Origin of the sequence: Klebsiella sp. CN_Kp097 (assembly GCF_040064495.1) — a bacterium.
Classification (GTDB): domain Bacteria; phylum Pseudomonadota; class Gammaproteobacteria; order Enterobacterales; family Enterobacteriaceae; genus Klebsiella; species Klebsiella aerogenes.
In genome coordinates, this window is sequence record NZ_JBEAIL010000003.1 from 1 (window position 1) to 13961 (window position 13961).

At 58.0% G+C, this 13961-nt stretch carries 8 protein-coding genes and 1 pseudogene; 1 reads left to right on the forward strand and 8 read right to left on the reverse strand.

Annotation, left to right across the window (positions count from 1 at the left end; all coding sequences use genetic code 11):
- Window positions 1–206, forward strand: a pseudogene (locus ABLV07_RS04225) (cytochrome C biogenesis protein CcdA); the annotation flags it as partial.
- A 34-nt stretch (window positions 207–240) separates the two neighbouring features.
- On the opposite strand, the gene yegS reads toward ABLV07_RS04225, so the two are convergent.
- From yegS to ABLV07_RS04265, 8 genes are all read right to left on the reverse strand, one after another.
- Complete coding sequence (gene yegS, locus ABLV07_RS04230) at window positions 241–1134, reverse strand: lipid kinase YegS (RefSeq protein WP_047047321.1); 894 nt, start codon at window positions 1132–1134, stop codon at window positions 241–243.
- A gap of 257 nt (window positions 1135–1391) precedes the next feature.
- The gene (gene yegQ, locus ABLV07_RS04235; RefSeq protein WP_015706069.1) at window positions 1392–2753 is read right to left on the reverse strand and encodes a tRNA 5-hydroxyuridine modification protein YegQ; all 1362 of its coding nucleotides are present in this window, start codon (window positions 2751–2753) and stop codon (window positions 1392–1394) included.
- 145 nt (window positions 2754–2898) lie between these two features.
- A complete protein-coding gene (gene baeR / locus ABLV07_RS04240; RefSeq protein WP_015365781.1) occupies window positions 2899–3621 on the reverse strand; it encodes a two-component system response regulator BaeR in 723 nt (240 codons plus the stop codon).
- Complete coding sequence (gene baeS, locus ABLV07_RS04245; protein WP_015706068.1) at window positions 3618–5072, reverse strand: two-component system sensor histidine kinase BaeS; 1455 nt, start codon at window positions 5070–5072, stop codon at window positions 3618–3620. Before baeS ends, baeR begins: the two co-directional genes overlap by 4 nt.
- The gene (locus ABLV07_RS04250) at window positions 5069–6484 is read right to left on the reverse strand and encodes an MFS transporter (protein ID WP_101739581.1); all 1416 of its coding nucleotides are present in this window, start codon (window positions 6482–6484) and stop codon (window positions 5069–5071) included. The genes baeS and ABLV07_RS04250 overlap by 4 nt, the downstream gene beginning before the upstream one ends.
- Before the next feature lies 1 nt (window position 6485).
- Window positions 6486–9563 carry a multidrug efflux RND transporter permease subunit MdtC gene (mdtC, locus tag ABLV07_RS04255; RefSeq protein ID WP_045412842.1) on the reverse strand — a complete coding sequence of 1026 codons (3078 nt, stop codon included), beginning with the start codon at window positions 9561–9563 and terminating at the stop codon, window positions 6486–6488.
- The gene (locus ABLV07_RS04260) at window positions 9564–12686 is read right to left on the reverse strand and encodes an MdtB/MuxB family multidrug efflux RND transporter permease subunit (protein WP_046883247.1); all 3123 of its coding nucleotides are present in this window, start codon (window positions 12684–12686) and stop codon (window positions 9564–9566) included. It lies immediately after the preceding gene.
- Entirely contained in the window at window positions 12686–13930 is a 1245-nt protein-coding gene (locus tag ABLV07_RS04265) for an MdtA/MuxA family multidrug efflux RND transporter periplasmic adaptor subunit (RefSeq protein ID WP_126027653.1), read from the reverse strand. The genes ABLV07_RS04260 and ABLV07_RS04265 overlap by 1 nt, the downstream gene beginning before the upstream one ends.
- Window positions 13931–13961 lie beyond the last annotated feature (31 nt).

The following is a 13961-nucleotide window of genomic DNA, read 5'->3' on the forward strand; positions in this document are numbered from 1 at the left end:
TCTACAACCTGTCGGCCGGGCTGTCGAACTTCCTCGCGCCGGCGATTGCGGTGGTTCTGCTGCCGCACTTCAGCACCATCGGCGTGGTGGTGGCCTATACCGCGCTCTATCTGCTGGCGTTTTGTCTGTGCCCGTTTATTCGTGTCGATCAGCCGGGCTTTGCCCGTAAGGCAAGCGGCGTCAGGGAAGGGGTAGAATATTCATAACGTTATCAGGGCGGGTATATCCCGCCCTGATGTTTTAACGCAGTAACATACAGTCCGGCGGCAGACGGCAGCGTAGCGCCTCGCCGAGGATCTCCATACGGAAGGATTTGCCGCTCAGCGGTTCTCCATCCAGGTTGAAGGTCATTTCATGGGCGGCGGTGACTTCAAACCACGGCGATACGCCATCGATCAGATTTGGCGAATTATCGGGATTAGCGAGGGTGCTAAACAGCGCAGGCAGCAACTCTTCGCCGGTGAAAATACGCAGATGCAGTAGCCCGTCGTTAATTAATGCCTCAGGACACAGTTGCTGGCCGCCGCCGGCCTGACGGCCATTGCCGATGCCGATAACCAGCGCGTCACCCTGCCAGTGAAAGTTCTCGCCGCGAATTTCGCAGCGGTCCGGCTTCAGGGTATCCATGCGGGTCAGACCGTGAATCAGATAGGAGACGCCGCCGAGCGCGGCTTTCAGTTTTTCCGGCGTTTCGGTGGTGATACGGGTGCCAAAGCCGCCGGTGGCCATATTGATAAACCCGGCCTCGTTGTTAACGCGTACCACATCAATAGGGACATCGCGCCCGGCTATCGCCAGCTTCAGCGCGCTGGCTAAATCCTGCGGGATGCCGACGCTGGTGGCAAAATCATTGGCTGTGCCGAGGGGGAGTAATCCCAGCGCCATGTTGCCACCGCGCTGAACCAGCGCGGTGGCAACTTCATTAATCGTGCCATCGCCGCCTCCGGCAATTACCGTCGCCACCTTGAGCGTTTCGGCTTCCTCGACAAAACGAATCGCATCGCCTTTTTCCCAGGTTACGCGGACATGTATCTCGATACCTTCTTCACGCAGGAGATTAACGGCTTCGCGCAGTTGTGGCTCATTCGCGCCTTTACCGTTGAGAATTAATAAGCTGGCTGGAAATTGGGTCATCCTTTATCGCCTCATTCTTAGTCGTCATCCTCAGTGTATCGCATGAATGGCGTCATGGAATAAGAAAGTCGGGAAAATGGGATGCATAAAAAATAAGCCCGCGTAAGGGAGATTACGCAGGCTAAGGAGGTGGTTCCTGGTACAGCTAGCATTTATGGGTTATGTTTTTCAGCGAAATGGATGATACCTGCTTCGAACGAAACGGTATGTGATCCGATTCTAATATCCATACATAATGAAAAAATAACGCCAATAAACTAATTTTTATGCGGATTGCGCGTCGACTCGCCGTTAAAATTACGCATCAGCAACCCATACTCCAGCGCCATATCCTCCGGCAGTGGCAGCCAGACGATATAACCGTCTCCCGGCGCGACCGGCATTGCTTCGCCTTTGGCGTTCTCTATATGTTCGAGCGTAAAGTTGACGTTACCTTGCGGAGTCATGACCTCCAGGCTGTCGCCGACCGAGAACTTATTTTTCACCGCCACTTCGGCCAGATGACCATGACGCTTGCCGGTGAATTCGCCGACAAACTGCTGGCGTTCAGAAACCGAATAGCCGTATTCATAATTCTGATAGTCGTCGTGGGTGTGGCGGCGCAGGAAGCCTTCGGTATAGCCGCGGTGGGCCAGACCTTCCAGCGTCTCCAGTAGACTGGTGTCGAACGGTTTACCGGCGGCGGCGTCGTCGATCGCTTTACGGTACACCTGGGCGGTGCGCGCGCAGTAGTAGAAGGATTTGGTGCGGCCTTCAATCTTCAGCGAATGAACGCCCATCTGGGTCAGACGCTCAACGTGGGCAATAGCGCGCAGATCTTTGGAGTTCATGATGTAAGTGCCATGCTCATCCTCAAAGGCGGTCATATACTCGCCCGGACGTTTGGCTTCCTCAATCATAAATACCTGGTCGGTTGGCGCGCCGATACCGAGAGTCGGTTCAACGTTCTGCACCGGGATAGGTTCATGCTTGTGGACGATATTACCCACGTCATCTTCTTTGCCTTCCTGGACGTTGTACTCCCAGCGGCAGGCGTTGGTACAGGTGCCCTGGTTAGGGTCACGTTTATTGATATAGCCGGAGAGCAGGCAGCGGCCGGAGTAGGCCATGCACAGCGCGCCGTGGACGAAAATCTCGATTTCCATCTCCGGCACCTGGCTGCGAATTTCGGCGATCTCGTCCAGCGACAGTTCGCGGGAGAGGATCACGCGGGTCAACCCCATTTGCTGCCAGAATTTCACCGTCGCCCAGTTGACGGCGTTGGCCTGTACCGACAGGTGGATCGGCATATCAGGGAAGTTTTCCCGCACCAGCATGATTAAACCAGGATCGGACATAATCAGCGCGTCCGGGCCCATTTCCACTACCGGTTTGAGATCGCGAATGAACGTTTTCAGCTTGGCGTTATGCGGCGCGATGTTAACCACCACATAGAATTTTTTCCCCAGCTCATGGGCCTCATTGATGCCGAGCTGCAGGTTTTCGTGGTTGAATTCGTTGTTGCGTACGCGCAGTGAGTAACGCGGCTGGCCGGCGTAGACCGCATCGGCGCCATAAGCGAAAGCGTAACGCATATTTTTCAGCGTTCCCGCCGGGGAAAGAAGTTCCGGTTTAAACATGATTTTCTCGTTCTGATGACAGGTCAGACTCGCCGCACCAGGTACGGCGATTCGGGGGAGTGTCCCCACATTAAGGGCGGGCATTGTAGCGCTGTGGAAAGAGGGAGTAAACCTTCGCGCCTCTCTGCGCTAAGAGGCGCGATGTTCAAGCCATTCTACAGGCGTCGGCTTCCCAGCGATAGCCAACGCCGTAGACGGCGCGAATAAACGACTGCTCCGCGTCCAGCGATTCCAGCTTACGGCGCAGATTTTTAATATGGCTGTCGATGGTACGGTCGGTAACTACGCGATAATCGTCGTACAGATGATTGAGCAGTTGTTCGCGGGAGAAGACTTTACCCGGCTCCTGCGACAGCGTTTTTAATAGCCGAAACTCGGCGGGAGTCAGGTCCAGCATTTTTTCGCGCCACGAGGCCTGGAAGCGGCTTTCGTCAACAATTAGCGGACTTTGCGCATCCAGAGCCTGCAGGTCGCGCTGTGGTTTACAGCGACGCAGGATCGTCTTCACGCGGGCCACGACTTCACGCGGGCTGTACGGTTTGCAGATATAGTCATCGGCGCCGATTTCCAGCCCCAGCAGGCGATCGATCTCCTCGATTTTGGCAGTGACCATCACAATCGGTATCTCGGAAAATCGGCGAATTTCGCGGCACAGGGTCAGGCCGTCGGTGCCCGGCAGCATTAAATCCAGCAGGATCAAATGCGGGGGCGTCTGGCGGACGTAGGGCAGTACCTGATCGCCATGCGCAATGAGCGTTGGCGCATAGCTCGCAGCTTGCAAATAGTCGATCAACAACTGACCGAGTTTGGGCTCGTCTTCCACGATTAAAATGCGCGGCGTGTTTTCATCAATAGGTAATTCGCTCATACATCCCTCGATAAATCCTGTTCCAGAGGTAACTCTACTTTAATGCTAACCCCGCCAAAAGGCGAATGACCGGCGTTCAGGCTGCCGCCGTGGGCGGCGACGATATTCATACAGATTGCCAGCCCAAGACCGGATCCACCGCTGGCCCGGTTGCGTGAGCCCTCGGTGCGATAAAAACGCTCACAGAGCCGCGCCAGCTGCTCGTCGCTAACGCCGGGGCCGCTATCGGCGAAATCGAGCGTCAACATGCGACCATTTTGTTTGGCGTCAATCTGCAGGCGGCCGCCGCTGTCGGTATAGCGTAGGCTGTTTTCCAGCAGGTTATTGAACAGCTGCATCAGACGATCGCGATCGCCGAAAACGATAGCGTTATCCGGCAGCGAGACGCCGATGGTTAAACCCCGGCTGGCGAAGCGTTCACGGAATGCACCTGCGGCGACCTCCAGCAGCGCAATTAAATCCACCGACTCTTTCTGGTAGGCTAACGCGCCTTCATCGGACATCGACAACTGATGCAGATCGTCCACCAGCTTGGTAAGCGTGCCGACTTCCGCCTGCAGCGAAGAGATCGAATCCGGGGTGAATTTACGCACTCCGTCCTGAATAGCCTCCAGCTCACCGCGCAGGACCGCTAGCGGCGTGCGGAGTTCATGCGAAATATCGGCCATTAAATCGCGGCGCATCTGTTGGTTACGCTCAAGCGTACTGGCAAGCTGGTTAAAATCCTGCGCCAGACGACCCAGTTCATCCCCGCCGGTGACCGTGACGCGGGTGGAGAAATCGCCCGCCGCCAGCTTATGGGTGCCTTCCACCAGCCGTTTGACCGGCGCCAGCAGCCCGCGGGCCAGCGGGAAGGTGGCCAGCGCGGCGAGGAGGGTGGCAAGGGCGACAATCAGCCAACTGGTGCGTTTTTGCTGGCGGTCGAAATTGATATCCGTGTTGCGCGTGAGCCGCTCAACCGGCGAGGCGATCACCGCCCCGACGGTCACGCCGTCGACGACAATGTTACGGCGGGTACCGTCCTGCGGGACCGGCGCCCGCGGGCCTACCAGCACGCGCCCTTGTTGATCGACAACCCAAAATTGCGTGCGCCAGCCGTGCGGCGGCATATCGGGCCGCGGGCCAGGGCCGGGCATTGGCCCTGGCTCGCCATGCGGCCCCGGCCCACCCGGTGGACGTTCGTCGTTATCGCGCTCGAAGGTGCGCAGTAACTGGAAGATAAAACGATCGTTGTTGCGCAAAAATTTCCAGTCGCCGTGCTGCTCGTACTGTTCACTCAGCGCGTCGCCGAGCATCGTTAGTCGTTGTTCATTACCGCGTTTAATATAGTCGATAAAGCCGCGCTCAAAGCTGATGCGCACTGCCCAATGCATGCTAATCAGCAGCACGATACAGGTGGCGAAAATAGCCAGGAACAGCTTACCGGTGATACCCGGGCGCCAAAGTTTCACGATTCACTCCTTTTGCGTCGGCGGATGACGGTGTTGCTGCCGACATCGTTCGGTACACGGGAAAAGATGAGCGCCGGGAGAGCGATAATCACCGCCATGCTCAGATAGGTATAGAGGAAAACCTGATGGACAGCTGGCGCATCGGCGCTGATATGCTGCTGGCCGTACATGCCGAGCAGTAGCCCGGCGATAGTCACGCCGATACTCATCGAGAGCTGCATGACCATTGAGAGCAGGCTGTTACCGCTGCTGGCCAACTCATCAGGCAGGTCTTTTAGCGTCAGAGTATTCATCGACGAGAAACGGCTGGAGTTAATCATGCCCTGCAGGAACAGCACCAGCGGCAGCAGCCAGTACCAGCCGGCCAGTGCGACGGCCATGAACAGTAAACTCACCAGCGCCAGGCCGAGCGTCGCGAAAACCAGCACGCGGCGATAGCCAAAGCGATTCACTACCTGCACCACGATGCGTTTCATCCCCATGCTGCCCAGCACCATGGGGATCATCATCAGCCCGGCGTGGAACGGCGAGAAGCCGAGGCCAATTTGCAGGAATACCGGGGTCATAAACGGTAACATCCCGCTGCCGATACGCCCGGCGAAGCTGCCGCCAAGACCGAGCGAGAAGGTTTTGTTGCGAAACAGATTGAGGCTAAATAAGGCGTTAACGTTGTCACGGGCGTGCCACAAATAAAAAACTATCGCCATCAGGCCACCGGTGACCAGCACAGCGAGCAGCAGCGGCGAGATTCCGAGCCCTTTTTTGCCGTCGAGCGCCAGCGTCAGGGCGGCCATTCCTGTCGCCAGCAGAATAAAACCAAGGATATCAAAGCGCCGGGTCTGCAGGGTGTAGTTCGGCATCAGGCATAATGTGGCGATAGCGCCGATGATGCCAACCGGGATGTTAATCAAGAATATCCAGTGCCAGGAAGCATATTCGACCAGTACCCCGCCAAGCGCCGGGCCGAGCAGTGGTCCAACCTGGCCGGGCAGGGTGACGAAGGTCATCGCCGCCATATACTGATCGCGCGGAACGATTTTCATCACCGTTAGCCGCCCGACCGGCACCATCATCGCACCGCCGACGCCTTGCAGTACGCGGGACATCACTAACTGATCGAGAGTGCTGGCCTGGGCGCAGAACAGCGAACCGGCGGTAAACAACACAATGGCGCTGAAAAAGATATTGCGCACGCCAACCCGGTCCGCCAGCCAGCCGCTGGCCGGCAGCATGACCGCCACCGTAAGCACATACGAGACCACTACCATATGCATGTGCAGCGGGCTCTCCCCAAGGCTATTGGCCATCGAGGGCAGGGCGGTGTTGACGATGGTGGTATCCAGGGACTGCATAAAGAAGCCGAAGGCCACAATCCATAACTGCCAGCGTACGCTGGCGGGCAGATCTGTCATCTTATTCGCTTACCGGTTGAGCAGGCTTGCGCGTAAAACGCAGCCGCAGACGATCAAAGAACAAATAGACCACCGGGGTGGTGTACAGCGTCAGCAACTGGCTCATGACCAGACCGCCGACGATGGTGATCCCCAATGGCTGCCGCAGCTCTGAACCATCCCCGCCCGATAGCACCAGCGGCAGCGCGCCGAATAGCGCCGCCAGGGTGGTCATCATGATCGGGCGAAAACGCAGCAAACAGGCCTGGAATATCGCTTCTTCCGGCGGAAGATTGCCGGTACGCTGCGCTTCAAGGGCGAAATCGACCATCATGATGGCGTTTTTCTTTACGATGCCAATTAATAGCATGATCCCTATCAGGGCGATTAGGCTGAATGGGGCGCCGAACAATTCCAGTGCCAGCAGCGCGCCAACCCCCGCTGACGGCAGGGTTGAGAGAATGGTTAACGGATGCACGTAGCTTTCGTAGAGGATCCCCAGCACGATATACACCGTGGCGATGGCGGCGATAATCAGGATCACCTGTGAGTTCATCGTCTGCTGGAATACCTGTGCGGTGCCGGCAAACGATCCTCGCACGCTCGACGGCACGCCAAGCTGGGTCATCGCCCGGTCAATGGCGTCGCTGGCTTCCGACAGCGATTTGCCGGTCGGCAGGTTGAAGGAGATGGTCGAGGCGGCCGATAGCCCCTGGTGGTTGACCGAAAGCGGTGCGTTCGCCGGTTGCCATTTGGCGAAGTATGACAGCGGGATGGGTTTACCGTCGTTACTAATGACAAACATTTGCTCCAGCGCGCTAACGTCCTGGGTATAAAGCGGATCGACTTCCATCACCACTTTGTACTGGTTCAAAGGTTGATAGATGGTCGAGATCTGCCGCTGGCCGAAAGCGTTGTTTAACAGGCTGTTGGCATCCTGCACGCTGACGCCCAGGCGTGACATGGTGTCGCGGTCGTAGACCAGATCCATCTCCGCGCCGTTATCTTGCTGATCCGAGTTAACGTCAGCCAACTCCGGCAGTGCCGCCAGCGCCTTGCGGATTTTTGGCTCCCATTCACGCAGCGCCGACAGATCGTCCGATAACAGGGTGTACTGATAGCTGGCGTTCGACTGACGTCCGCCAACGCGGATATCCTGCACCGCCATCAGGAACAGATTAGCGCCGGGCTCTTTCGCCAGTTTTTTCCGCAGCCGGTCGATGATTTGCTGCGCCGTTTCGTGGCGTTGGTCGCGCGGTTTCAGGGTGATAAACATCATACCGCTATTCACCCGCGAGCCGCCGGTAAAACCGGTTACGTTATCGACCGCCGGATCCTCGCGGATGATCTTCATAAAGTCCTGCAGTTTGCCGCGCATCGCCTGGAAAGAAATGCTCTGATCCGCCTGAATGCCGCCCATCAGCACCCCGGTGTCCTGCTCCGGGAAGAAGGTTTTCGGAATAGCGATATACAGCCACACGCTGAGCGCTATCGTACCGAGCAGCACCAGGCCAGTCAGTCGACTATGCTTCAGCACCCATTTTAACGATTTGCCATAGCCGCCCTGAATAGTGACCAGCAGGCGGCCAAAGCCACGCTTGCGCGTTGGTTCATGAGGTTTGCCGCTTTTCAGCAGCCAGCCGCACATCATTGGCGTCAGCGTGAGCGACACGGCGAGCGAAATACCGATCGCTACTGATAGCGTGACGGCGAACTCGCGCAGCAGACGACCCGGCAGGCCGCCCATCAGCAGCAGCGGTAAGAACACCGCCACCAGCGACAGGCTCATCGACAGCACGGTAAAGCCGACTTCACGGCTGCCCTGTAACGCGGCCTGCAGCGGTTTCATTCCCGCCTCAAGATGGCGGGAAATATTCTCCAGCACCACGATGGCGTCATCGACAACGAAACCGGTGGCGATGGTCAGCGCCATTAACGACAGATTATTGAGGCTGAAGCCGCACAAATACATCGCGGCAAAGGTACCGATTAACGATACCGGCACGGCGACGGCCGGGATAAGCGTTGCGCGCCCGGAGCGCAAAAACAGAAAGACCACCAGAATCACCAGCGCGACCGAAATCACCAGCGTTTGTTCGACCTCTTCCAGCGAAGCGCGGATGGTGGGCGAACGATCCTGCGCAATCTGTAAATCAATGGCGGCGGGGATGGTACGCTGTAGTTCCGGCAGGCGGGCGCGAATGCTATCAACCGTCTGAATGATGTTGGCTTCCGGCAGCTTGCGGATCATCAACAGGATCGCCGGTTTGGCGTTGGTCATCCCGGCGTTACGCACATCCTGCACTGAATCCGTCACTTTTGCTACGTCGCCAAGGCGTACCGCCGCGCCGTTATTGTAGTGGACGATCACCGGCAAATATTCCGCCGCGGTTTTCAATTCATCGTTGGTCTGCACCTGCCAGCGGTGGGTCTTATCTTCCAGCGCGCCCTGCGGGCGACGCACGTTGGCGTTATCAATGGCGCTGCGCACGGCATCCAGTGAGACGCCCTGGTTAAATAGCGCCTGCGGGTTAAGGTCGACGCGCACCGCCGGCAGTGAGCTGCCGCCGACGTCGACATCGCCGACGCCGTCAATCTGCGCGATGGTTTGCGCCAGCTGGGTTGACGCGAAATCGTACAACTCGCCTTGCGAATAGGTATCCGAGGTGAGCGTCAGGATCATGATCGGCGCATCGGACGGGTTAGCTTTGCGATACGTGGGGCGGCTGGGCATCCCGCTCGGCAGCAGACTTTGCGCGGCATTAATCGCCGCCTGCACGTCACGGGCGGCGCCGTTAATATCGCGATCGAAATTAAACTCCATGATGATGCGGGTACTGCCAAGCGAGCTCGACGAGGTCATTTCATTGACCCCGGCAATGCGCCCCAGCGAGCGTTCCAGCGGTGTTGCCACCGACGAGGCCATGGTTTCCGGCGAGGCGCCGGGCAGCGAGGCGCTAATCATGATCACCGGGAAATCCACCTGCGGCAGCGGCGCGACCGGCAGCAGGCGGAATCCGAGGATCCCGCATAGGGTAATCGCCAGCGAGATAAGAATCGTCGCCACCGGCCGATAAATGAAGAGAGCGAAGAACTTCACTTACGCCTCCTCTTCACGACGCGGGAAGCGGCTCTTCATATACAGCGATAGCCGGTCGAACAGCAGATAAATCACCGGCGTGGTGAATAACGTCAGTACCTGGCTGAGCATCAGACCGCCAACCATACCAATCCCCAATGGGCGGCGTAACTCGGCGCCGACGCCGGTGCTGAGCATCAAGGGCAGCGCGCCGAGCAGGGCGGCGAGGGTGGTCATCAGAATCGGACGGAAGCGCAGCAGGCAGGCCTGATAAATGGCTTCGCGCGGCGGCATTCCCTGCTCGCGCTCGGCGGCGAGGGCAAAGTCAATCATCATGATGGCGTTTTTCTTCACGATACCAATCAGCAGAATGATGCCGATGATGGCAATCACATCCAGCTCGCTACCGGCCAGCCATAGCGCCAGCAGCGCCCCGACGCCAGCGGTCGGCAGGGTAGAAAGAATGGTGATGGGATGAATGAAGCTTTCGTACAGCACGCCGAGGACGATATACATGGCGACGACCGCCGCGACGACCAGCCAGACGGTGCTACCGAGCGCCGACTGGAACGCGAGCGAACTGCCCTGGAACTGGGTGCGGATGTCGCTTGGGAAATCCAGCGACTGCTCGGCTGACAAAATAGCCTCTACCGCTTCGCCGAGGGAGTAGTTATCCGGCACGTTGAATGAAATGGTGGTCACCGGGAACTGATCGAGATGGTTCACCGACAGCGGGGTAAAACGCTGCTCGACAGTGGCGATAGACTTCAGCGGCACAATGCCGCCGTCGCTGCTGGTGAGGCGAATATTATCCAGCGCCGCCAGCCCCGGCGTTGCCTGGGTGTCGTGCTCCAGTACCACGCGATATTGGTTGGCCTGGGTATAAATTGTCGAGATCAGCCGTTGGCCAAAGGCGTTATACAGCGCGTTATCGACATCCGCCATGGAAATACCCAGCCGGCTGGCGCTATCGCGATCGACATTAATATAAGCCGCGAGCCCTTTATCCTGCCAGTCGCTGCTGACGTCGGCAAGCTGGGGTAAGGATTGCAGGCGCGACAGCAATTGCGGCACCCAGTTGCTCAGCGCATCAAGCGAGTTAGCCTGCAGGGTAAACTGATACTGAGTGCGACTGACGGTGGTATCGATAGTCAGATCCTGCGTTGGCTGGAGATAAAGCTCAATACCCGGTACGCTAGCCACCGATTGCTGCAGACGGCTGATGACCGTTTGCACGCGATCGTCGCGTTCATCCAGTGGTTTGAGGTTAATCTGCAGACGCGCGCTGTTCAGCGCCGGATTGGTGCCATCAACGCCGACGAACGACGTCAGGCTTTCAACCGCCGGATCTTTCAGAATCAGATCGGATACCTGCTGCTGGCGTTGCGCCATACTGGCGAACGACACCGACTGCGGGGCCTGTAACGTGCCTTGAATAATGCCGTTATCCTGGATTGGGAAGAAGCCTTTCGGGATAAAGACCCACAGCAGAATCGATAACGCCAGGGTGCTTAACGCCACGCTCAACGTTAGCCATGGGTGGTTTAGTACCCGGCTTAGCCAGCGGCCATAGACGGCAATCACCCGCTCGAAGAAACGCTCGCTGGCCCGCGAAAAGCGGTTTTGTTTGCGCAGCGATTCGTGGCTTAACATCCGCGCGCACATCATCGGCGTCAGGGTCAGCGAGACCACCGCCGAAATCAGAATCGCCACCGCCAGGGTAATGGCGAATTCACGGAACAATCGCCCAACGATATCACCCATAAACAGCAGCGGAATCAGTACGGCAATCAGCGAGAAGGTTAATGAAATAATCGTGAAGCCGATTTCCCCCGCGCCTTTCAGCGCGGCGGCAAGCGGTTTCTCACCCTTTTCAATGTAGCGGGAGATGTTTTCGATGACTACGATGGCGTCATCGACCACGAAGCCGGTGGCGATGGTCAGCGCCATTAGCGTCAGGTTATTAATTGAAAAATCAAGGAACACCATAACCGCGAAGGTGCCGACCAGCGACAGCGGCACGGCGACGCCGGGGATGATAGTCGCCGGGACATTGCGCAGGAAGAGATAAATGATCATCACCACCAGCGCGATGGCCAGCAGCAATTCGAACTGGGTATCGCTGACCGACGCGCGAATATTGGTGGTGCGGTCAGAAAGCACCTGTACCTTAACGGATTTAGGCAGGCTCTCGGTCAGTTGCGGTAGCATCTGGCGGATGCTGTCGGCAGTGGCGATGATGTTCGCTCCCGGCTGGCGTTGGACGTTCATCACGATCGCCCGCTGCTTATTGGCCCACGCCCCCAGCCAGGCGTTCTCGGCGCCCTGTTCGATGGTCGCGATATCGCCAAGACGGATCGGCGCGCCGTTCTGATAGGCGATAATCAGCCGACGGTAATCTTCCGCCGACTGCATCTGATCGTTGGCGGAAAGGGTGACCGCGCGGGCCGGGCCGTCAAGGCTACCTTTTGCTGAATTCACGTTGGCGCTGGTAATGGCGGTACGCACGGTTTCGCTGGTCAAACCTAATGCGGCGATCGCCTGGGCATTGAGCTTAACGCGCACCGCAGGACGTTGGCCGCCGGCCAGCGTCACCAGGCCGACCCCGGAAACCTGAGATATCTTCTGCGCTACCCGAGTTTCCACCATATCTTCAACCTGCGTCATCGGCATCGCGCTGGAGGTCACGGCCAGGGTCATGATCGGCGGATCCGCCGGGTTCACTTTGCTGTAAACCGGCGGGTTGGGTAAATCAGACGGCAGCAGGTTGGTCGCGGCGTTGATGGCCGCCTGCACTTCCTGTTCGGCGACATCCAGCGCCAGGGTCAACTGGAACTGCAGAGTAATGACCGACGCGCCGCCCGAGCTTTGTGAGGACATCTGCTTAAGGCCGGACATCTGGCCAAACTGGCGTTCCAGCGGTGCGGTAATCGATGACGTCACCACATCCGGGCTGGCGCCGGGGTAGAGCGTTACTACCTGAATGGTCGGGTAGTCAACTTCCGGCAGCGCGGAGACCGGCAGGAAGCGATAGCCGATAATACCGGCCAGCAGAATGGCGACCATCAATAGCGTTGTCGCCACCGGACGCATAATAAACAGCCGGGAAGGGCCGCCCGTACTGCTTGGGGGTAATACTTGCATCAGGCGCCCGCTCCGTTTTTACCACTCGGGCGGGTGGTAGGTTGTTCCTGCACGGCGCTGTGAGCTTCGACGACTTCGACCTTAGCGCCTTCCGTCAGGCGATCGATACCATCGGTCACCACCCGGTCGCCCGCTGACAGCCCGGCGTTAATCACCACTTTTTGGCTATCCTGAATACCCGGCGTAACCGTATGTTTACTGACTTTATTCTCACTGTTCAGCACCCACACGAAGTGCCCCTCGTTGCCCATTTGTAGCGCGGCGGTGGGGATCACTACTGCATCCTGCTCGGTATCCACCAGCATTCTGGCATTGACGAACTGATTCGGGAACAGCGCGTCATCGAGGTTATTAAAGCGCGCTTTAAGTTTAATGGTGCCGGTGGTGGCATCGATTTGGTTATCGAGGCTCAGCAGGCTGCCTGTACTGATCTTCTGTTTATTGGTTCGGTCCCAGGCCTCGACGCTCAGCGTTTTACCGGCTTTCTGCGCCTGTACCACGGTGGCGATATCGCTTTCCGGCAGGGTAAAGACCAAATCGATAGGGTGAGTTTGCGTGAGAACGACAATGCCGGTAGTGTCGCCACTGGAGATTTGGTTGCCGATGTCGACCTGTTTCAGGCCCACGCGGCCGTCAATCGGCGCGGTGATGCGGGTCCAGTTCAGCTGCAGTTGCGCACTGGCGACGGCGGCCTGATCGGCTTTAACCGTACCGGCGGATTCAACCACCAGCGACTGCTGGGTATCCAGCTCCTGACGGGAGATAAGATTGGTTTTCACCAGTTGTTGATAGCGAGCGAGATCGCGGCGCGCGTTAGCGAGGGTGGCGTTATCTTTGGCAAGCTGCCCCTGCGCCTGGGCCAGCGCGACCTTGAACTGGCTGGGATCGATTTGCGCCAGCAGATCGCCGGCTTTTACCTGCTGACCTTCCTGGAAATGGATACTCAGTAACTGGCCGTCAACCCGACTGCGCACGGTCACGGTGTTCGCCGCGGCGATAGTCCCCAGGCCAGTAAGGTAGCGGGGGACGGATTCGCTGGTGGCGGTTGCCGCCTGCACCGGGGCCAGCGTGGCCCCAAAACGCCCATGACGCGCCCCGGCAGGCGCCTTTGCTCCTTGCTGACTTGAGCCAGCAGCGCCTGCGGTTGTCTCTTCGGCGCGATCGTACCAGAACCAATAGGCGGCTCCCGCCACCAAAATTACCGTCAGGACCATTCCCCAACGAAGTGTGTTACTGCTTTTCATTATTTTGCTATCTCATTCTGAAGCTTTCGCT

Coding starts and splice junctions, on each gene's coding strand:
- ABLV07_RS04265 (WP_126027653.1), bottom strand. CDS start 13,930: ATGAAAAGCAGTAACACACTTCGTTGGGGAATGGTCCTGACGGTAATT.
- yegS (WP_047047321.1), bottom strand. CDS start 1,134: ATGACCCAATTTCCAGCCAGCTTATTAATTCTCAACGGTAAAGGCGCG.
- ABLV07_RS04260 (WP_046883247.1), bottom strand. CDS start 12,686: ATGCAAGTATTACCCCCAAGCAGTACGGGCGGCCCTTCCCGGCTGTTT.
- yegQ (WP_015706069.1), bottom strand. CDS start 2,753: ATGTTTAAACCGGAACTTCTTTCCCCGGCGGGAACGCTGAAAAATATG.
- baeR (WP_015365781.1), bottom strand. CDS start 3,621: ATGAGCGAATTACCTATTGATGAAAACACGCCGCGCATTTTAATCGTG.
- ABLV07_RS04250 (WP_101739581.1), bottom strand. CDS start 6,484: ATGACAGATCTGCCCGCCAGCGTACGCTGGCAGTTATGGATTGTGGCC.